The organism is Vallitaleaceae bacterium 9-2 (assembly GCA_038396585.1).
GTDB lineage: Bacteria > Bacillota > Clostridia > Lachnospirales > Vallitaleaceae > UBA1351.
The window spans coordinates 2,607,902-2,630,548 of sequence record CP121691.1; the positions used below are offsets into that span (position 1 = coordinate 2,607,902).

Below are 22,647 nucleotides of genomic sequence, written 5' to 3' on the forward strand. Positions count from 1 at the left end.
TTATATACTGTCTATGTTAAGCAATAACAACGTGCAATCGGCGCTGTCTGTTTTGTATGCTCTTCACACTGAACAATATATCCTTTGTCTGTTTTTGTAAAATTCAATTCTTTTCCTGTTGCAACACTTGTTATTTTTGAAAATGTGTCTGTAATGGGTAGTAAGACTTCTGTCACTACCTCAGCGTCATCGGCGTCAAAGTATTCAATGGCATATACTTTTTCTTTGTTACATGTAAAGGCAATATTGTTAAGTTTATAAGGGGACTTGACCCGGGTCTCATAGATAGCTTCTCCATTTATAGATAACCATTGCCCCATCTCTTTTAATGTTTTTACCGCTGGTTTTGGCAATCTTCCATCGGGCTGAGGAGCCACATTAATGGCAAGGTTCCCCCCCTTTGCAACAATATCAATCAATAGGCCTAGCACTTGACGCACATCCTTATACGTATCATCATATTCATAGCTGAAGGAATTCCCCATAGTTATGCAGCTTTCCCACGGAATATTTAAAGGCTTATCCGGAACACATTGCTCAGGCGTCACATAGTTTTCATAAGCACCACCCACTGTTCTATCTGCACACAACATCCCCGGTTGAACTTTTCTTAATCGATCAATAACCTCACCCAGACGTATGTCTTGATTGTTTTCCTTGCATACCCATCCTGCATCAAACCACATAATATCAATCTTGCCATAGCCTGTCCCTAATTCCATAATTTGATTGTGGGTAAACTGAACAAATCTCTCCCACTCCTCTGGAAATTCCGTTGGATTATAGGAAGGTCCTCGATTTTGATAATTCCGTTTTTCATGATGTGTATTCCAATAGCTGTCAATATGCCAGTCTGCTTTTGAAAAATATGCGGCAATACCTATATTCTGTCGACGAAAAGCTTCAAATAAATGCCCACATATATCTGCATATCGATGTGTGTGAAACGGACAATCTTCTCCAGTAATTTTATAATCTGAATATTGTGTATCCCACATACAAAATCCATCATGATGCTTGGTTGTAAATAAAAAGTAACGTATCCCGGCTTCTTTGGCTATTTTTGCCCATGCATCCGGTTGAAAACGTATAGGGTTAAATGTCTTGTTCAAATCAAAATACTGTTGCTTAAACTCTTCTCCTGTTACTTGCCAATCAATTTGGTGGCGTGACCAATCTGCATCCGCATCACTTAATGCCCATGACTCCACAATTCCCAGCTGGGAATTGATGCCCCAATGCATCATCAGTGCTAGCTTTTGATCCTTAAACCATTCAAGTTTTTGGCGAACACGCTCATCGCTAGGAACTACATAATCTCTCTCACTACTATAGTTATGTACTCCTTGTTCAATCATTTCATCATTAATCAAATCTACATCCTCTTCAGCTTCTGTTATCTTTGAATCAACCATTTTTGTCCTCCTATACACTGTTAAGCCTATTTTGCAATGATATAAAACCGAGATGGATGCCATTAGCACATCCATCTCACCGGTTTTAGTGTGTTGCATCGTCGTTAATGAACTAGTCCATTGGTTTTAATGCGTTTAATCGCATGTCGATATATTCACTTAGTTTGAGTTTCTCAAGTTGTTCTAAATATGTATCCCATTCGCTATCCACATCAGCTTGCCCTGCAATCCATTGTGCTGTCTGTTCTTTAATATAGTCTTCAATAGCGGTCTTGTAATCTGACATTTGTGCACTCTCTTCTTCCGTTGCCCAATAGGATGGAATTGCATCTTTAGCAAGAAATGGTGCATAGACTTCGTCAACATTATCTTTTTCTTTAAACGGTGGATTGACTTCGATAAATTCAAAATCTGTTGGAATATATCGTGGCAATGATTGAGGGTATAAGTTAACCCAGCTATACATTTCCTTTTGTTCCTCTGTTAAGTTTTCTTTATCAATAACATAACCGTCACCTTCTTTAAACACTGCAATGTCTAATGGACCTGCATTGGTTTGAATCGAGTTTTCTAATTCAAACATATTATCCCACCAGCGAATAATTGCAGCCGGATTTTCTGCATTGTCGGTTATAACCACTTGATTTTTAAGCACTGCCGTCCCATAAGTGTCTCTAAACCATGTTGGCGTATCACATTGCTCACTTTTTAAAATCGGAAGCGGAACCCAGTCTGGCATTACCCCCGGATCAAACGGCATGATATCTCCACTTTCATACATCATACATACTCCATAGATATCTGTACTTCCCTTTGCTTTCCATTGCGCTTGGTCTTGAGTAAACATCTCAGGGTCTAGTAACCCTTCAGCATATAAACCTCTAAAGTATTTAATCATATTCTTATATTCTTCTCCATTGGCTCCAAAGGTCAACTCTCCATCGCGCATTCCAAACCCTTCTTCGTTAATTGGGAAGCCAAACCATCCTGCATAATACCCAAGTTTTTTATTAACCGGGTCAAACGCAAAGGGAATTTCATCGGTTGCATCTCCATTGCCATTGGCATCTTGTTCTTTAAACGCTCTAAGAACTTCCGCTAACTCTTCTGTCGTTGTTGGCATGTCCATTCCAACGTTTTCTAACCATCGTGTATTGATGTATGGATTAAAGTCTACTGTTGGTGCTTTTAAAACATAAGGTATCGAATAAATATGTCCATCTGGTGCTGTCATTTTTTCACGTACCCCTTCAAGCTCTAAGATAGCTTGAATATTGGGTGCATAGGCTTCAATATATTCTTCTAGAGGGATGAACGTTCCCATTCCCACACCAAACTTTAGGATGTCTGTCGGGCTTAAAATCCATCCTCCAATAACGTCTGCATAATCTCCAGAATTTAAAGCCAAACTATATTTTTCCTTAGCCACTTCATAGGGAAATAGTTGTACTTCTACTTCAATCCCTGTCTGTTCTTCAAGAACCGGCATTAAATAAAACTCATCGGTTGTTTTATTTCCATCTGTAAAAATCGAAAAACTATACTCCCCTGGATCAACAATCGGTAATCCTTCTTTATAAACGACCCCATCAATTTTCCCTTCGTCATCAACCGTTGTTACAATTTCCTGACTTTTACCATTTCCTCCCGCTTTTTCTCCACCACATCCTGCTAACATTGTTAAGCTCATAGTCCCAATGCACAGTAGGGCAATGATTTTTTTCATCTTCATAAACCTTCCTCCTTAATCTTTTATAATCTATAACTTAACCACTGCTTTATTAAGTTCCACTTTGATTTTTTGTTTATCCCTTAATGGATCCAATCATAACGCCTTTGACAAAATGTTTTTGCACTAACGGATACATAATGAGTACCGGCATACTGGAAACAATAATGAGCGAGTATTTCATCAATTCCATGAGTTGACGCTTTTCTTCCATGGCTTCTTTTTGTGCCGCTGTTGTCACCGTTTGTGCTAAGTGACTCTGATTTTGAACTAGAATGGAGCGTAAGACTAACTGAAGCGGAAATTTTGATTCTGTTTTCATATAAAGTAATGAAGAAAAATATGAATTCCAATGGCCAACACCATAATATAAAATCATAATTGCAATAATTGCTTTTGATAAAGGCAACGCAATCTTAAAAAAGAATTTTGTCTCTGTGCATCCATCAATTGCAGCTGCATCATATAATTCTTCTGATATATTCATCTTAAAAAAAGTCCTTGCTACAATCATGTTGTATACACCAAGCGCTCCCGGAAGTATCAAGGCGCCCATTGTATCCAACAACTGCATATTTTTAACTACTAGATATGTAGGAATCATCCCACCGTTGATAAACATTGTTACCATATAAAACAGTGTCACCGTTTTTTTACCACTGAAGCGATCTCTAGACAGTGCATATGCTGTAGGTAAAGTAACTACAAGGTTAAGCATAACTCCTGAAAAAGTATAGATTAATGAGTTAATAAACCCTCGAACGACTTGTTCATTTTTAAATACTTCTGCATACCCTTTGAAGGTAATCCCTACAGGGTAAAACACAACTTTTCCTGTTGATACCGCTTCGGGATTACTAATTGAAGAAATAATAATAAAATAAAGGGGATATGCAACAACTAAAAATATCACTGTTAATATGAAAAATATAATTCCGTCATAGATTTTATCTTCTTTTGAGCGTACTTTTTTGTTCATCTTTCGTCTCCTTACCACAAGCTAATTCCCGATAGTTTTTTTGAAATTTTATTAACCGATATAAGTAAAACTGCATTGATAACTGAATTAAACAAGCCAATCGCAGCTGAATATGAGATATTGTTATCAATTAATCCCACCTTATATACATATGTGGAAATCACCTGGGACACACTTAAGTTCAAGTCATTTTGCAGTAAAAATACTTTTTCAAATCCAACGGATAAAATACTCCCACAGCTTAATATGAGTAGGATGGTTGCTGTTGGTACAATACTTGGAAAATCAATATATCGAACAATTTGAAACTTTGTCGCTCCATCGATTCTTGCTGCTTCATGCAGCTCGGGACTTACCGATGATAGGGCAGCAAAATATATGACCGAACTCCATCCCATTCCTTGCCAAACCCCAGACCACACATAGATATGTCTCCACATACTTTTTTCTGCCATAAAATTAATGGCATCACCACCAAAAAACTCGATAATATTATTTACAATCCCCACACTTGGTGATAAAAACAATAAAAGCATACCGCACATAACAACTGTTGATATGAAATTAGGTGCATATGTTACGGTTTGAATAACCTTTCGATAACGTCTATGTCTAAACGAGTTGAGCAGCAGGGCTAAGATTATCGGAATCGGAAACCCAGCAATCAACGAATATAGGCTTAGTAAAAAAGTATTGCGTATTGTGCTAAAGAAATACGGAGATTCAAAAAAACGCACAAAATGGTCCATGCCAACCCATGGACTTCCCCAAAATCCCAATCTAGGATTAAAATTTCTAAAGGCTATTTGTACGCCATAAATGGGAATATAACTAAATATAAACGTAAGGATCATACCTGGTAAAACAAACATCCAAAGCGGTAAATCTTTAATCATCTTTTTCTTCAGCGTTCGTTTTGTTTTCTCTGGTTTTTTTGACGTGTTTACCGTTTGTGTACTCATAGCCATTCCTCTTTTCTTTTAAATTGTAATGTCATTATATATAGTCATATAAGTTTTGTTAATCATATTATTTGTTAGCTAACTTTTATTAACTTATGTTAACCATTCTAACTCTATTGGTAATATTTGTCAATAGAATTATCACTTTTTTAATTTTTATGGTCATTTTTCATTTTTCTATGTTTTACTTTGATTTTGTAGTGTTATATGGACAATAGTTATCTAAATGTATCGTTATTTTTGTTTATATTGAAATATTACCCATCAATACTTTTTCAAATAATGTTTGTAATAAACTACATTGTAACTCTATGTTACCTTACTCTGTTTTGTAATTACGCTTTTTAACATAAAAAAAACAGTTGCATTTACAAAAAGCGCTGTAAATACAACTGTTTACTTTTTTATGTTAATGCCATCCGATTTTTCCAGTGGTCATCGATCGAATCGAATTGTTAAAGTGAATCACATCACCTACACCTTCATCGCGCCCATCAACAACCGGAAGTCGAACTTCATCCAATGAAGCAATATGATCAATCTCACCTTGTGTCCATTGTACTAGTTTTCTTTTTGCACTAATAAGTCTTTGTTTTATTCCTGCCATGCGTATTTCCAGAACTTCAAAGCCAATCTCCTTATTTGTAAGTTCCCACTCTTCACGTCTTGCCTCTAACACCCGATCAATTCGTACAATCGCCTCATTAAGCTTAGACTGAATAATGGTCTCCATTTTTTTCATATCGTGTTCATGATATGCTTGATAAATCAACAATCCCAGATCCCACTTATACGCCATAAAGCCATACATTTCCCGGTAAAACTCTTGCGTTTTTTTGAGCACAAGATTTGTTTGTTTTTTTGCCGATGCATCAAAGAAAGCCTCCATCTGAATAAAGCGTTTGGTTAGGTCTTCTTTAACCGATTGTGTGTGAACAACAAAAGGACTTAAAAGTACATCTTCATAAAATCCATACTTCCCAGGCGTTACTGTGGCAGCACTATTGTTAAATTCCGGATATACATTAAGTTCTTGTTGTTTCATGAACTCTTCAAAAGACATCCCTGTATGAAACAATAGACGCTTCTTATATTCATCTTCATCCACTTCAAAGCTGTAGCCATGATCTGCAAATAACTGCAAGCCTAAAAGTAAAGGTGAAACAGGACACTCACATCCATCATCTGCCCATGAAGTTGCTATAACCTGGCGGATATCCGCTTTTTTACATGCACTTAATGCCGCTTTGGTTGTAACAAGCGTCTTCCCATGATGGGGTCCATATCCCATCCATCGCCATGCACCACCGGCAAAAATCACTTCGTGTGCAATCTTTTTTCTCAATTGCAAATTTTGTGCGTAATGTTCTTCAAAGTTATTATAGTAGTCCCAGTATACTAAATCTATACCCTCTGGAATTTTAAATACATCTGTGTCTGCCTTCGAGTAAGAGCTAAAAAACATATCATCCCAAATCATCGGCTTCAAGTCATATTTTTTAGCCAATTGAAGCATGAAGTTCAAGTGCTGATGCATGATTTCTGTTTTTGGAACAAGTCCATGTTCATCTGCATATCGTCCTCTTCCTAGATTATACGCTTCATCCATACCCATATGAATTCTTCGGCTTCTAAACGTCGTTGCCAGTTGCTTGATCATCCGTTCCAATAAGGCATTGACCTTATCTGAACCAACATAAAGGATATTATCAATATCCACATATGCACTTTTTGTTCTTTCCCATGCTAAAAATTGCTCCAGATGGGCTAGCGCCTGAATACATGGGATAAGTTCAACTCCATGGTCATATGCATAATCATCTAATTGCGTTAGTTCTTTTTTTGTGTATTTTCCTCGTAAATATCCAAAGTAAGCTTCGCCTTCAACTTCATATACATCTTCCATGTAGAGCATCATCACTGTATGTCCCATACATGCCATCGTTCGTATCAGTTCTTTTGCATAGTCTAAATTCAATACACCGTTTCTTGAACAATCAACCATAACGCCATTAAAATCAAAATAAATATCACTGCTCGCTTCATACGTAAGTAGTCCCTCACGTTCTTTTCTAATCAGCTCTCCCACTCCACGTAATATCCCCGGTAAATGGGGCGCTTCTACATGCATGGCTTTATCATCCATTTTCACATGAAGTTTTGCCTCATTAATTAAGTAAAGTTCTAGTTGCTTTTGGTTCTTTGAAAGCCCTCCATTGTAGTATGTGTCATATACATGAATGACTTTTTGATACTCATGTGAATGATCGTCTAGTCTTTTCATACCCTTCTCCTTTTTAATCTTATAATTAAACATTAACCTTAAAGATATGTTTTACATTCTATCACATCTTTATCGTTCTATGTATACAAAAAATATTCATGTAGCACCAAGCAATAGAACATGCTACAATAGGATTATTCAGTTAGTTGAAATTATTAAGGAGTTAATTTATGAAAAACGAAAACAAATCTTATATACAATTTAGTACCATCTTTTTCTTTAATTACTTTAGCCTTGCTGCTATTGTTACTTTCCTTGCACCGTATTTTGAGTCTTTAGGATTATCTGGTGCTCAAATTGGAGCGATTAATGGACTACGTTCTTTTGTCACCATTTTCTTTCCACCACTATTTGGTCTCCTTGGTGATCGAACCGGACGCCACAAAAAAGTCCTTTTGTTTACAATGTTTATGTCACTCATTTTATCCATTACCCTACCTTTTTCTACGCACTTTTATACAATTTTGGTATTTTTTACATTGTTTAGTATTTTCCAAGTTTCTACACCGCCACTTTCGGATAGTCTTGGTCTATTTTCTCCTTTTCCCTTTGGTAATGTCCGAAAATGGGGCGCTTATGGCTATGCTATTGCAACACTGGTTACCGGTATTGCCGCAGACTATTTTGGCCTTAAAATTATATTTGTCATCTTTTCCTTCTCACTTATTGTCGCGATTTGGTTTACTACAAAGCTTGAACTGGCAACGACTACTATGCAACACCATATGCTTGAAGACCTAAAAGAACTTATCAAAAACAAAACCTTCATTATTTTGATTTTATTTTCTTTTTTCTTTGGTATCACCATTATGAACAACAATATCTTTTTTAGTCTTCTGTATCAACATGCTGGTGGAACATTATCCGGCATTGGCTTTGCCTTTTTACTTTTCGCATTAAGCGAAGCGCCTGCGATGCAGATTACAGCAAGATATGTCCAACGCTTTGGGACGATTCCAATCCTTATCTTTGCAACGATTATCAACACCCTACGTTGGGGAATATATTCTTTTGGACCACCTACATATATTTTGCTTGGACTCTTTTTCTTGCAAGGATTGTCCATTGGTACTTATCTACCAACTGTTGCTGAACTTATTCGTTCCTTAGTCAAAGAAAGTGTCCGTTCTACCGCAATGACGACGTATTCTGCTGTCTTTATCGGAATCACCGGTGTCGTCGGTTCGTTCATCAGTGGTTACATCTTAGACTTTTCGGGTATTCAAGGAGTATACGTATTTTTCACCCTTTGTAGCTTAATTAGCTTCATATTCCTCTACCTATTAGCAACCCACTTAAAAGGAGAACGGCATGTTTAACCACCCTCAACTCATAGAAACTTTAAATGCACGCATACATAAACACACACCATTTATTATCGGTATCGACGGACGCTCAGCCAGTGGCAAGACGACGCTTGCCCAAGCTATTGCAAAACAGTATGGCGCCAGCGTCATTCATATGGACGATTTCTTTTTACCTGCAAATCTACAAACCCATGAACAATTTAAAAAAATAGGCGGCAATATTGACTTTGAGCGATTTATCACTCAAGTCAAATTGCCGCTGCAATCTGCTCTATCCATTACCTATGATATTTTTTCTTGTAAAGAACAAAAAATCATTCGCACCCAAACCATCGACAATCCAACGATTGTCATTGTTGAAGGAGCTTATAGTCATCATCCACATCTTCGTGATCTATATAACTTGACCATATACTTACATCATGACAAAGATACACAGCAAAAGCGCATCCTTGCACGTAACGGAATATCCGGACTTAAACTTTTTAATCAACGCTGGATTCCTCGAGAAGAAGATTTCTTTTCTTCATATTTAATCAAAGAAAATGCTGAATTTGTTATTGATACACGGAGTCTTTTTTAATATTCACTTCTTTTAATGTTCTTAACACCAATAACGTCATGATAATTAGAGCTACACCTTTTAAAATGGAAGTCCCACTAATGGTCCACCAAATACCGTTAATTCCAAGAGATGTAAATGCTGACAAGAAATATGCTACCGGAATTCTCGATGCATTTAACGTTACCCCAGTTAGTGCAGGTGCCATCGTTCTTCCCAACCCATTCAAACCTCCGGTCAGTGCAATCTCTATGCACATAAATAATTGTGAAAAGCTAATAATCTGTAAATATGTCACGCCCATTGATGTCGTCGGTTCTTCATTGATAAACAACTTAAATAAAGGCTCTGCTCCAAAAAATAACAACAGACTGGTAATAATCCCAATATATGTCATAATACGCGATGCCACCTTAAAGCCTTCAACCACCCGTGCATTTTTCTTAGCGCCATAGTTTTGTCCAATAAATGCGCTTAATGCGGATCCAAAACCTTGTGCTGTCATATAACTGATTGCTTCAATTTGCGTTCCGACTTTTTGGACTGCAATGGCAGAGGTCCCATACATAGCAACAATTCGTGCTACAAACATAGATATAATGGTAAACAAGCCATTTTGAATCGCCACCGGCAGTGAAATACTCAAGATTGCTTTTAAGTACTCAAAGCGTAGCTCAATACGAAATTTGAACTCTTGATACGGACGATTCCCTTGCAATAATGTGGATATAAACGCTATGGTCACGACTGCTTGAGAAAGTATTGTTGCATATGCTGCTCCCTTAACGCCCAATCCAAAAATAAAAATGAATATAGGATCTAAAATAAGATTCATCACTAACCCGATACTATTGACACGAAATGGTGTTTTGCTAATTCCCGCTCCATTAAAGATACCTGATAACACTTGGTTTATAAAATGTAGCGGCATACCAAAGGCAATAATATATAGATAATCAACTGCTAACCCTTCAACGTATGGGTCATTAAGGTTGAAAAAACCTATAATACTCTCTCGAAAAACCCCAACGCCACTTCCATAGCAAACGCCTAATAGGAACGTAAACGTAATGGCTGTATTTGCAAAATAATTACTTTTATTCGCTTCCTTGCTCCCTAGCGTTTGCGCTATTTTCACTTCTGCCCCTACACGTCCAAGTGCTATAAATGCAAAGCTAAGCCACATCAAAAATCCAGCCGTTCCAACTGCCGCTACCGCATCAGCACCTAATCGTCCAATCCATATCATATCCGTTATGTTATATGCCATTTGCAAAAATGACGTTGCCATAATTGGAAGTGCCAAAAATGTTAGTTTCTTTAAAATAGTTCCTTGTGTTAAATCATTGTTCATAATATTTTCCGCCTATTATTCTTTATGTTTATATTTTATGGTAAATAATCTACTTTTAATTCTTTCCAAATCTTAGGATAGTCTCCATGTGTAATGATTCCCATAGGTTTTTCATGTGGACTCCCATTTTGTGTCATAATATAAATCCCTGACGAGGACGGATTTCTTGTGCCCATCTCAATAAATTCATATACAGTTGTTTTTTTATCCAAAAAGCCTACCCGGTCTTTTTTTCCTTCATAAGGGAGTAATTCCCCTGCCGCAACTGCCAATGTTGCCATCCCTTCTTTTTGTATTTCTTCAACATGTTCTGCCATCCATTTTGCAATCATATTGCCACTTAATAACCCCAAAAATTCACTCCCGTCATAAACCGGCATTTGGGAAACATCATAGCGTTTCATCACAGACAATATGTCCAGTAGTTTAACATGAGGATGTAATACTCGAACATTTCTTTCACATAGATCAAGCAATTGTTTGGGTTTTAAGTAACGCTCAACAATTGTTTCTAAAATATGTATGGCCTCATCTGATGGAATAGCATATATTGCATGACCTTGTTCATGCACTAAAACATTACGCAAATCATTGATGCTTTGAAGCGCTGTCTTATGGGTTCGAATAAAAGGATCACGTTTACTTGCCTCATCAATTAATTGAGAAAAAGGCACATGCCATGATTTGTGTAGCGTTTTCTTTAGCGCTTCCTCAAGAATATTAAACTGCTCAATAAATGCCACTGTTTTTTCAATCATATTCCACTCCTGTATTTTGACTTTATAATGACTTAGCTCTATATTATACAATAATTCCTTAAGCTGTCAACGTTTTGTGGTAGACCGTTAAAGTCGAGGTTTCTTATCCCATAAAAAAAAGAAAAAAATTGTACACGGATTCATGACTCCGTGTACAATAACTGACAACATATTTATTAACTTACCTTCAAACTAGCAAAATGGATTTTCTGTTTTATATAGCATTATCGCAGGTTGATTAAAACTGATTTTTTCAACATCTAAATATCTAAACACTTCATATATAGCCTTTCCATGATGCCCAAAAGCAACGGCTCCATGGTGCGGATAGTTATCTTCGATAAGAACATGTCGGTAAAACCGTTCCATTTCTTTAATTGCAAAAATGCCAATGCCGCCAAAGGATCTTGTTGGCACTTCAAGGACTTCGCCCTGGGCAACATATGCTGTTAATCTAGCATCTGCTGTACTCTGAAGTCTGAAAAATGTAATTTCACCAGGAATAATATCACCTTCAAGGGTTCCCCGTGTAATCTTCGGCTCTTGATCTGGTTCTAAGGACCTTGCCATGATTCGTTGATTTTTCATAGTCGCTTCTTTAAGTTTACACGCAGGTGTATTGCCACAGTGGAATCCCATAAAGATATCACTATGCTTATAATCAAAGACATTCTTAATATCTTGCTCATACATATCTGTAGGCACAGAGTTATTAATGTCTAATAATGTCACTGCATCTTGACTGATGCATGTACCGATATACTCACTAAGTGCTCCGTAAATATCCACTTCACATGAGACAGGAATCCCTCTGGCAGTCAAACGGCTATTGACATAACAGGGAACAAAACCAAACTGGGTCTGAAACGATGGCCAACATTTATTTGCAAAAGCCACATATTGTCTTGAACCTTTATGCACTTCCATCCAGTCAAGCAATGTTAATTCATATTGCGCAAGCTTTTCTAATATACCCGGCATCTGATTTCCTTGGCCCAATTCTTGTTCCATATCCTTTACTACCTCAGGAATTCTTGGATCATCTTCATGGGCATTAAACGCTGCAAATAAATCCAGCTCAGAATTTTCTTCGATTTCAACACCTAAATTATATAATTGCTTTATCGGCGCATTACATGCTAAAAAATCTTGTGGTCTTGGACCAAAAGAAATGATTTTTAAATTTTTCAATCCAATAACAGTGGTAGCTACCGGAACAAAATCCCAAATCATCCCTGCAACTTCATGTGCATTTCCAACCGGATATTGAGGTATATACGCTTTTAAATTACGTAGTGCTAAGTTATAACTTGCATTTAGCATTCCACAATATGCATCGCCTCGACCATCAATTAGGTCCTTACCCGACTCTTCTGCCGCAGCGGCAAACATCACCGGACCATCAAAATATTTTGCAATCAAGGTCTCTGCCGTTTCCGGACCAAAGTTGCCTAAGTATACGACGAGTGCCGTTACACCGGCACCATGTACATCTGCAACTGCATTTTGCATATCCTCTTCATTTTCTACTGTTATCGGGCATTCATAAATAGCCCCATAGCTGGATGTATAGGCTTCAACCACCGCTTGACGTCGTCGAACCGACAACTGCATCGGAAAACAATCTCTGCTAACAGCTATAATACCCAATTTAATTTTAGGAATATTATTCATGATCTTCCTCCTTAGAGAATCGCTTTATGGAATATTTTTTTACCTTTTCGAATTTTGACGCCTTCAATCAATTGCTCTTTAGTAATAGATGCATCCATGCTCTTTACTTTTTCATCATTGATTGATAGTCCATTTTGCTGAATCAAACGTCGCACCTCACTACGTGAAGATGCAATCTCACATGCTAATACTAAGTCAATCACATTGATAGCACCATCAACCAACTGCGTGTCCATAAGTTTTGTTGTCGGCATATCAGAATCATCGCCACCACCTGCAAAAAGGGCATGTGAAGCTTTTTTTGCTTTTTGTGCTTCTTCTTCACCATGAATCAACTGTGTTAATTCAAATGCAAGAATCTCCTTCGCTTCATTTAATTGACTTCCTTGCCAAGCATCCATTTTATCAATTTCTTCAACAGGTAAAAATGTTAATAAACGAATACATTTAAGTACATCTGCATCATCAACATTTCTCCAGTATTGATAAAAATCAAATGGCGATGTTTTATTTGGATCCAACCACACGGCTCCATTGGCTGTTTTTCCCATTTTATTACCTTCTGAGTTCATCAAAAGCGTAATCGTCATCGCATAAGCATCTTCGCCCAGTTTACGTCGAATAAGTTCTGTTCCCCCTAGCATGTTTGACCATTGGTCATCACCGCCAAATTGCATGTTACAGCCATATTCTTTATACAAATGATAAAAATCGTAAGATTGCATAATCATATAGTTAAATTCTAAGAACGACAAGCCTTTTTCCATACGTTGCTTATAGCACTCAGCTCTTAACATATTGTTAACCGAAAAATGCGGCCCCACTTCACGTAATACATCAACATATTTTAAATTAAGCAACCAATCTGCATTATTGACCAAAATAGCTTTATCTTCGCCAAACTCAATAAATCGTTCCATTTGTTTTTTAAAACAATCACAGTTATGTTGAATAATCTCAGGTGTCATCATATTACGAAGGTCTGTTCTTCCAGAAGGATCGCCAATATATCCTGTTCCTCCACCTAGAAGTACAACTGGCTTATTCCCTGCCATTTGTAGACGCTTCATAAGACTTAACGCCATAAAATGTCCTACATGCAGCGAGTCCGCCGTGGGATCAAACCCAATATAAAATGTCGCTTTTCCTGTATTGACTAGTTCTTTGATTTCTTCTTCATCGGTTACTTGAGCGATTAGCCCTCTTGCAACTAATTCATCATAAATTTTCATCATTTCATCTCCTTGTATAAAATATAAAAGCCCTCTGTTCCCTAAGGAACAGAGGGCATAATCTGCGGTACCACCTCTGGATTAGAAGCTTCTCACAAAGCTTCCCTTATCGAGTACAAACATACTCTTACGCTATAACGGGCGTTCCCGTCTTACCCTACTTATATTTCAGGCAGCAGCTCCAAGATGTATTCGTATCAGCACACTTATAGCCTTCCACCATCCGGCTACTCTCTGAAAAATGTTGCTCATCTACTTCTTCTTTTCATCACTTTATCTATATTACCTCCTATTGTATAGAACAAAAGCTTTTTTGTAAAGCTCTAATTTAAATATTTTTATGCAACTTCATATTTATCTAATTGCCGGCTAAGGATCCACCCCGTCATTGAAAGAAGACTAACGAATATAAAAATCACCGTGTAATTATTAAAAAGGTCAATCAAAATTCCCGTACTCATTACGCCAACAACCGCTCCAAACCCATAGGCGGTAAAAATGATGCCATAGTTTTTACTATACTTTTTCATCCCATAAAGGGTCATTGTTGTAATTGGCGCAATTGCAAGCCATGCTCCAAGATTAAACCAAAGAAGGCTAAAGGAAAAGACATAAATCCCACCATGTTTTTCTCCCGCCAATAACATGAGTACTGAAGCCATAAAAATAAGTAAAAAAGACGTACGCATAGCTATACTTGGACGAAACCGTTCTGTAATCCATCCAAAGACCGGACGTCCCAATCCATTAAACAATGCAAATATTGTCATCCACCACGCCACCACCGAAGGGCTTAGCTTCGCAACGACGGTTCCAATATTATTGGTTAAGCCAATAATGGTAAGACCTATCATGGTTCCAATGAAAAAGCATGCATAAACCACAAAAAAACTTTTTGTTTTTATCATCACTACATTTAAAGAACCTTCACTTTGATTCGGCTTCTCATCACCTTGTTGCTTTTGTTCGGCGACTTTCGGTGTTTGGATTGTAAAGGAAAGCAATGGGATAAGCACACCAAAAAGCACGCCATAATTAATAAGTGTTTGAACTAGACCAAAAGATTCAATCATCCAATATCCAAAAGGTGCCGTAATTAATGGCGACAAGCCAAATCCTGCAAGTATAATACCTACAACAATACCACGCTTTTTGGGAAACCACTGGGTCATAACATAAATCGGTACGCCATAGGAAACACCCACACCAAATCCAATAAGAATTCCATATGTAATTGTCAACATGATAATTCCTGAGCTTAAGGCAGAAAGTAACCAACCAACTGTAACAAATAGACCTCCACCAATCAATAGTACTCTTGGGGAGTATTTTTCAATGAGAACCCCACCTAACATCATACTTAGTGCATACGTTAATAAAAAAAACATATATGGAAGCCCACTTAACGTCGCTCCTATATTAAAATACGTCTCCACCGGAACCCGAAAAACACTCCAGGAATACACGGTACCATACATCATCATGAGCAACACACTTAAGACTACATAACTCCATCGTTTGACATTATTTTTTTGTACCTTCACAGTCATCTCCATTCATCTTTTGTCATTGTTTAGTAACAGCTTCTTTTTTATAATACTTTGACTATCAAAGTATTTTTATTAGTTTAACACAACCTTGACATCAATGCAATAAAATCATTCCTTGTCAAATGTAATTTTATTATTCACACCTTCGCTTTTTCCGCTGATGCGTTCTTGAATATGCTTATGTACACGTTCAACTTCTTGCCGAAAGTGCTCTGCCGAAAGCCGTCTTGCACCTTTTCCCATGATAATGACTTGTTCTAAAACATCGGATGTTGCCACTGTCACTTCATAATCCGGACGTATTTTTTCAACAAAACGCTCAATATATTGGTCTGCCGTCTCTGCTTCCTTGGTGTAAACTACATCAATCTGGTGATATTTTAATTGTGTTCCCGGATTGTTTACAACACGATATGCGTCAAAAACCACAATGATACGTTCTGTTTTTTGACTTTGGTAATTGCATAAAATATCCAGTAGTTCCATTCGTGCTGCTTCCAAACTGGTCTTAGCTGTTTCCTTCAAATTATCCCACGCAAAGATAATATTATATCCATCCACAAGCAAGTAGTGATCTTTATCTTTACTTTTATTAACCTTCATTCCTTGCGATACAGATGTTTTCTTTTGACCATAGACGACTTTTGCATTATCTGACTCTTGATAACGTTTTTGCTTTCCATGGGTTTGATTTAATATTTGCTCAACTTCATCGGTCGATATCTCCCGCCTCATGGTTGATGATTGATGGGAAGGCATTTGCACAGGTAATAAGCCATCGTTCTCTTTTGTTTCCAAAAATCTGCCTGTATCAATGTGCATATGTTTTTCCACTTGATCCCACGGAACATAAAAACCAGCGCCTTTTTTACAAAATACCGAGCCACTGCGCTCTAGCGGATCATTTTCCGGATCATAGCCCTTCTCCAGAATGACTTCATCCGAATTATGACAAGGTGCATATCCATTCAGTGAAAATAAGCAGCGACCTGCTCCTTTCGTATAAGATAATACCTCTGTTTGGTAGTTCATCATTGTCTTAACCGGAGCTGTACCCTCCAATGTAACCCAATCGTCTTCAAAAACAGGCTCTTCATAGCGCCCATACATACGCTCGATATCCGATAAGGCACGTCCTAAGTATTCTTTTGGTAATTCCATGCGAAACGTATACACAGGTTCCAGCAAAACATTCTCTGCTTGCATTAAACCTTGACGAAGAGCACGATAGGTGGCTTGTCGAAAATCGCCTCCTTCTGTATGCTTTAGATGTCCTCGACCAGCAATCAGTGTAATCTTCATGTCGGTAATCTGGGAACCTGTTAAGACACCCGTATGTTCACGTTCTTTTAAATGGGTCAGAATTAGTCGCTGCCAATTTCTATCGAGTTCATCCTCACTACACTCAGTTACGTATTCCATACCACTACCGGGCTCTTTGGGTTCCATGAGCAGATGCACTTCCGCATAATGTCGCAGCGGTTCAAAGTGTCCCATTCCGATAACCGGATGTTTAATAGTCTCTTTGTAGACTAAATTACCTGTACTAAACTCCACCGCCACCCCAAAACGTTCCAAAATCATGCTTCGAAGTATTTCAATCTCTATTTCCCCCATGACTTTTGCATGGATTTCTTCCAACGCTTCATTCCAGACAATATTTAAATGTGGTTCTTCTTCTTCTAACTTTTTTAAATCTTCTAGCATCTTTGCGACATTGCACCCTTGCGGCAACTCAATACGGTAATTTAAGACCGGTTCAATAAACGGTCGATACGTATATTCTTCAAAACCTAGTCCCTTTCCTGCCCAAGTCCCCATCAAACCTGTTACTGCACATATGCTTCCCGCTTTTATTTCTTGAACACTCTCATATTGTTGCCCGGAATAAATACGTATCTGGTCTATCTTTTCATCTTCAACAATCTCTTTTACACGCAACGTTCCCCCTGTCAACTTAAGGTGTGTCAAACGGTTTCCTTGCTCATCTCTTGAGATTTTATAAATACGCGCACCAAAAATATCCGGATATTTTTTTGGTCGCATATATGTTCCTAATCCAGATAATAGCGTATCTATATCAATGTTTTTTAACGCTGACCCAAAGAAAACAGGATAAATTTTGCGTTTTACAATTAGCTCTTGCATGTCCTCCCTTGCCAATGTTCCGGATTCCAAGTATTTTTCCATCGCCTGCTCATCACTCATGGCCATACTCTCATACTGTTGCTCCCATGATTTTTTTGGCATAAAGTCAATACACTCTTCGCTTAAACGTGTGTGCAGCTGCTCAAGAATATTCTCTCTATCCGTTCCAACTTGATCCATTTTATTGACAAAAAGAAACGTCGGCACATGGTAACGTTCAAGAAGTTTCCAAAGTGTCAACGTATGGGATTGGACACCATCCATTCCATTGATGACCAAAACTGCATAATCAAGCACTTGAAGTGTCCGTTCCATTTCCGAAGAAAAATCAATATGTCCAGGGGTATCTAATAATGTTACATCAAAATCTCCTATTGATAGCACCGCCTGTTTTGAAAAAATTGTAATGCCTCTTGATCGTTCCAATGCATAGGTGTCTAAAAAGGCATCTTGGTGATCGACACGTCCTAAGCTACGAATTTTACCAGTAAGGTAAAGCAGTATTTCTGACAGCGTCGTCTTTCCGGCATCTACATGCGCCAAAATCCCTATAGATATTTTATTATTTTTCATCATGTTCACTCAGTTTCTTTCGTTTTTCTTGCTTCGCTTTCACATTATTTTGCATCTTCTTTGGCTCCATTTTTTTCTTGGCATCATCACGTTTTCCAAAAAGAGTCAAACGGAAAATATTGCCAAGAAGGGCAACCAGTGCAACGATACAAAAACTAATCGTTACAATAATCGCCGGATACTGTCCTGAAAAACCAGTCGCCGATGTATGCTTAATTAAAATGCCAACATAGGCCCACAAAATGACCAAGCCATAAAAGACATCTCTATATTTTGTCATGGTCCATCCGCCAATTAGCACTCCGATTATAGATACAACAATCATCCAAAAATTATCGGATAATCCGAATCCTTCCCATCCGATACCTACTAAAACAACCACAACATTTGCAATGGTTGCAATGGTAATCCATCCAAAATAAACTGAAAAAGGGACATCAATAAACCATTGGTGCTTTGTTCCACGAATATACTTAGCTGTTTGACGTTTTATCATAATGAGTCCAACCAAAATGATAATGATAAGTGCCAAAGACACCACCATCCATTCATTATGCCATGCAATAATCCACAAAGTGTTAGCAATCGATGTCACAATAAATAAAACATTAATGCGTTGTATTTTTAATCGTACATATGATTCGCTGCGTCTTGCCATAAATACCTGATAAATACAATAAAGGCCCAATAAAATGTAGATGACCCCCCAGATGGAAAATGTAATTCCCGCTGGTGCAAACAGATTTGCATATGCATCCGAAATCTCCCCTGTGGTTTGTCCGTTAAACGGCAATATATTTGCTAATGCATTCATGGCAACCATAACCAAGTAAAAAATCGACGTTATGACAGGTACAGTGAAGTCTTGTTTTGACACATTCATTTTCATCCTATTACCTCCATATTTTCTCTTTTTTTTATTTAATAGTATCATTTTAGCCATTGCATTGCAAGATTATTGTATTCGGTGTATATTGAAAACAGACGAATAATTACACCAAAGGAGTATGTTATGATTATTAATGATTCACTCAATTTTTTACATGGCAAAAAAAATGCAAACAATGAGCCTCCCGGGACTTTATCCTATAGCGGTCAACACCATGATGTCAATATCCACATTGAATGCATTGAATATAACAAAAAAAACTACACAAAAAGCAACGTATCAACCATCCATGGTCCCTTTAAGACGGATAGAGTGTATTGGTTTAATATCGTTGGACTGCATAACATTCAATTAATCGAAGACATCGGCAAAGAGTTTAAGCTTCATCAAATGGACCTAGAAGACATTGTCCATGTCTCCCAATGGAGCAAAATCGAAACCAATGAGACCTATTTATTTTCAATCTTTAAAATGATGTACCTAAAAAGTACTGAGATTATTCATGAACACCTAGCCATCGTACATTATGACAATATTATTCTTACCTTTCAAGAAACTCCAGGGGATGTCTTTGACAATATACGTGCCCGAATAGAAAAAGACTATGGAAAGGTTCGTGAATTTGGAAGCGAATTCTTGTACTATGCTTTAATCGACTCCCTCGTAGATCAGTACTTTGGCATCTTAAACCGTCTAGCTTCAGATATTAAGGACATTGAGCTGAAAATTTTTGATAGCGACCCCAAAAGTCGTGCACATATTTATACACTTCGCAAAGAATTACTGCATTTGATTAATTCTGTAACACCTATTCGCGACTCCATCACTGCTCTCGTCAACAAGGAGCATATCCCAAAGGACATGCTCCCTTACTACAGCGACCTGCTTGATCATCTTCATCAAATATCTGATGCACTAAATGCCTACAAGGAGATGACCAACAGCTTACATGAAATGCAGATGGCTAATGCAAGTAATGATATGAATAAAACCATGATGACCCTTACTATTTTCTCTGCAATATTTATTCCTCTGTCTTTTCTTGCCGGTGTCTTTGGAATGAATTTTTCGCATATGCCATGGCTAAATTCTCCAACTGGATTTTATATGTTTGTCGCTATTTGTCTGATTATCACCTTAAGTATGCTTCTTTTTTTCAAATTTAAAAAGTGGGATTAATCGGAATATCAATTGTAAATGTGCTGCCTTCTCCAATGACCGACTCTACAAAGACACGCCCTTTTATACTTTGAATGTTTTCACGAACAATATATAGACCTATACCATCACCTTTAATATCCGCAACACCTGCGCTTCGATAATATGCAGAAAAAATCTTATCAAAATCTTCCTGCATAATTCCCATACCTGTGTCTTGAATGCGCAGCAAGAGTCGGTCATGCTCAAGTTCATAAGATATATTGACGCGTCCCTGTGCTTGGGTATATTTATACGCATTGACCAATATATTATAAATGGATTGACTCAATTTATATTTATCTGTTTTTAGTGTAATCTCTTGAGTTGATAGAATATTTAATTCAATATTCTTCTTCATAAACTGGGCAATCAATCCTTGCTTCATTTGTTTTAACAATGTACTCACTTCAAAAGCTTCAATTTTTATTTCATCTGTATCCTTACTCGCACCAATAAGTGAACTCATATTCGAAATAATTGATGTAATATCACTGATTTGATTTTTAAAGGTTTGTATTTCCTTTTTATCAATTTTTACAACCCCATCCTCAATAGCCTCAATGTGCGATTGTAATATGGTTAAAGGGGTTCTTGTCTGATGAATCAGCTGATCGATAAGAGTTTTTCTCGTTTTTTGTTTTAACTTTAACCGTGCATTTAATTCCATCAGGCTTTCACGGATTCCATTGATTTCTTGAATACCTGAAGATTTCATCTGAACACTTTGCCCTAATTGAATATTGTTGGCCAGTTCCTCAGTATCGTGCATTGATCGACTCATCATTTGGCTAACCACAATCCCAACAAGTGTGGCGATGCCTACGGTTATCGCCACGGCAATCAAACTGTTGGAGAACAATGCATCTTTAAATCGTCTTGCTACAAAAGAGTTTTCTGCCAGGCTATGGGAGGTGATATTCATAATCCCAGCTTTTTCTCCATCAACAATGATCTCATATTGATGAACTTCTTCTGAAGATGGCGTCCACATCTGCCCCATCATGTGCCTTCCCATCATTCCCTCACCCATTTGCGGATTTAGATAGTAATCACTACTTACTTCAAGCAAGTGGTTTCCCTCTGCATCATAAAGCTTCAAGGCGATAATTGGATCATTTAGATGTGACTCCAATTCAATAAGCATATATTCATAAGGAATATCCGCTTTTAACGCAGCCTGAGTATAGTCTAGTATCTGATTAACATGTAAATCATAACTTTCATTTAAATAATCTGAAAAATACCGATCTGTTAGATAAGCAAAAATCCATGTATTAATAGCAACAGAGACTACCGATACAATGACTAAGATAATCAACCACAACTTTCGCAAACTCATTGGTTTCCACCTCCAAATACATATCCCGACCCATATTTGGTCTTTAGGTATAACGGTTGTTTTGGATTCGGCTCAATCTTTTGTCGAATTCGCTTAATATAGGTATCAATACTGCGGTCAAAACCTTCATAATCCATACCAAAAGCTGACTCGATAATTTGCTCTCGTGTAAGCACCTGATTCATATTACGCATCATGACAAAAAGCAACTTAAACTCCGTTGACGTCAATTCAATCTCTTCTTTCCCACGATAAAGTTTCATAGACGATGTGTAAAGCTTTAAGTCTTCATAAGACAAGATGAGTTCATCGTTATCATTATAGATTCGCTTTAAGAACACTTTTATCCGACTTATCAGTTCACGCGGACTAAAGGGCTTAACCACATAATCATCGGCTCCCTCTTCAAAACCTTTGATCCGATCGACTTCTTCTTGCTTTGCCGTCAACATAATAACAGGCACCTCTGAGATTTCACGTATTCTTGCAAGGACTTCAAATCCATCAATTCCAGGCATCATAATATCAAGGACTACGAGATGAAACCGTTCTTCTGAAAAAAGTTCAAGGGCTTCAAAACCATTTTCTGCTAAACGGCCTTCATACCCATTTTTTTCAATATATTTCATCACAATAGAACTAATATCTGCTTCATCTTCAACCACTAATATTCGAAACATGACACCCCTACT

General features: G+C 37.5%; 17 protein-coding genes and 1 other annotated feature. Of the genes, 3 read left to right on the forward strand and 14 right to left on the reverse strand.

The features are described 5' to 3' along the window. Positions 1 to 11 precede the first annotated feature (11 nt). The 5 genes from QBE53_12145 to QBE53_12165 all read right to left on the reverse strand — a co-directional run bounded on the left by QBE53_12145 (position 12) and on the right by QBE53_12165 (position 7,369). Positions 12 to 1,415: an alpha-L-fucosidase gene (locus tag QBE53_12145; protein ID WZL80552.1), complete on the reverse strand. Its 1,404-nt coding sequence runs from the start codon at positions 1,413 to 1,415 to the stop codon at positions 12 to 14. Between the two features lie 112 nt (positions 1,416 to 1,527). After that, the gene (locus tag QBE53_12150) at positions 1,528 to 3,147 is read right to left on the reverse strand and encodes an extracellular solute-binding protein (GenBank protein WZL80553.1); all 1,620 of its coding nucleotides are present in this window, start codon (positions 3,145 to 3,147) and stop codon (positions 1,528 to 1,530) included. A gap of 73 nt (positions 3,148 to 3,220) precedes the next feature. After that, complete coding sequence (locus tag QBE53_12155) at positions 3,221 to 4,123, reverse strand: carbohydrate ABC transporter permease (GenBank protein WZL80554.1); 903 nt, start codon at positions 4,121 to 4,123, stop codon at positions 3,221 to 3,223. Positions 4,124 to 4,134: 11 nt separating this feature from the next. After that, positions 4,135 to 5,085 carry an ABC transporter permease subunit gene (locus QBE53_12160; GenBank protein WZL80555.1) on the reverse strand — a complete coding sequence of 317 codons (951 nt, stop codon included), beginning with the start codon at positions 5,083 to 5,085 and terminating at the stop codon, positions 4,135 to 4,137. Positions 5,086 to 5,494: 409 nt separating this feature from the next. Beyond that, positions 5,495 to 7,369: a family 20 glycosylhydrolase gene (locus tag QBE53_12165; GenBank protein ID WZL80556.1), complete on the reverse strand. Its 1,875-nt coding sequence runs from the start codon at positions 7,367 to 7,369 to the stop codon at positions 5,495 to 5,497. A gap of 170 nt (positions 7,370 to 7,539) precedes the next feature. On the opposite strand from QBE53_12165, the gene QBE53_12170 reads away from it, so the two are divergent. Continuing rightward, positions 7,540 to 8,688 carry an MFS transporter gene (locus QBE53_12170; protein WZL80557.1) on the forward strand — a complete coding sequence of 383 codons (1,149 nt, stop codon included), beginning with the start codon at positions 7,540 to 7,542 and terminating at the stop codon, positions 8,686 to 8,688. Then, complete coding sequence (locus QBE53_12175; GenBank protein WZL80558.1) at positions 8,681 to 9,259, forward strand: (d)CMP kinase; 579 nt, start codon at positions 8,681 to 8,683, stop codon at positions 9,257 to 9,259. The genes QBE53_12170 and QBE53_12175 overlap by 8 nt, the downstream gene beginning before the upstream one ends. Here the strand turns inward: QBE53_12175 and QBE53_12180 are convergent. The 7 genes from QBE53_12180 to QBE53_12210 all read right to left on the reverse strand — a co-directional run bounded on the left by QBE53_12180 (position 9,234) and on the right by QBE53_12210 (position 19,416). Then, positions 9,234 to 10,592 (reverse strand): MATE family efflux transporter, encoded by a 1,359-nt coding sequence (locus QBE53_12180; protein ID WZL80559.1) that lies wholly within the window; start codon positions 10,590 to 10,592, stop codon positions 9,234 to 9,236. The two genes, QBE53_12175 and QBE53_12180, sit on opposite strands and share 26 nt — an antisense overlap. A gap of 35 nt (positions 10,593 to 10,627) precedes the next feature. Beyond that, entirely contained in the window at positions 10,628 to 11,350 is a 723-nt protein-coding gene (locus QBE53_12185; protein ID WZL80560.1) for a CBS domain-containing protein, read from the reverse strand. 192 nt (positions 11,351 to 11,542) lie between these two features. After that, complete coding sequence (locus QBE53_12190; protein WZL80561.1) at positions 11,543 to 13,024, reverse strand: L-fucose/L-arabinose isomerase family protein; 1,482 nt, start codon at positions 13,022 to 13,024, stop codon at positions 11,543 to 11,545. 11 nt (positions 13,025 to 13,035) lie between these two features. Further along, positions 13,036 to 14,256, reverse strand: coding sequence for a tyrosine--tRNA ligase (tyrS, locus tag QBE53_12195; protein ID WZL83307.1), 1,221 nt, complete (start codon positions 14,254 to 14,256; stop codon positions 13,036 to 13,038). A gap of 48 nt (positions 14,257 to 14,304) precedes the next feature. Then, positions 14,305 to 14,534: a binding site (T-box leader), on the reverse strand. Between the two features lie 60 nt (positions 14,535 to 14,594). Next, positions 14,595 to 15,800, reverse strand: a complete 1,206-nt coding sequence (locus QBE53_12200) for an OFA family MFS transporter (protein WZL80562.1) — start codon at positions 15,798 to 15,800, stop codon at positions 14,595 to 14,597. Between the two features lie 114 nt (positions 15,801 to 15,914). Next, positions 15,915 to 18,530, reverse strand: a complete 2,616-nt coding sequence (locus tag QBE53_12205) for a TetM/TetW/TetO/TetS family tetracycline resistance ribosomal protection protein (GenBank protein ID WZL80563.1) — start codon at positions 18,528 to 18,530, stop codon at positions 15,915 to 15,917. Continuing rightward, complete coding sequence (locus QBE53_12210) at positions 18,517 to 19,416, reverse strand: tryptophan-rich sensory protein (GenBank protein ID WZL80564.1); 900 nt, start codon at positions 19,414 to 19,416, stop codon at positions 18,517 to 18,519. The genes QBE53_12205 and QBE53_12210 overlap by 14 nt, the downstream gene beginning before the upstream one ends. A 123-nt stretch (positions 19,417 to 19,539) precedes the next feature. Here QBE53_12210 and corA point away from each other — a divergent pair, with 123 nt between their 5' ends. Continuing rightward, entirely contained in the window at positions 19,540 to 20,595 is a 1,056-nt protein-coding gene (gene corA / locus QBE53_12215; GenBank protein WZL80565.1) for a magnesium/cobalt transporter CorA, read from the forward strand. On the opposite strand, the gene QBE53_12220 is transcribed toward corA, so the two are convergent. After that, complete coding sequence (locus QBE53_12220) at positions 20,579 to 21,955, reverse strand: HAMP domain-containing sensor histidine kinase (GenBank protein WZL80566.1); 1,377 nt, start codon at positions 21,953 to 21,955, stop codon at positions 20,579 to 20,581. The genes corA and QBE53_12220 overlap by 17 nt on opposite strands. Then, the gene (locus tag QBE53_12225) at positions 21,952 to 22,635 is read right to left on the reverse strand and encodes a response regulator transcription factor (GenBank protein WZL80567.1); all 684 of its coding nucleotides are present in this window, start codon (positions 22,633 to 22,635) and stop codon (positions 21,952 to 21,954) included. The genes QBE53_12220 and QBE53_12225 overlap by 4 nt, the downstream gene beginning before the upstream one ends. Between the last annotated feature and the right edge of the window lie 12 nt (positions 22,636 to 22,647).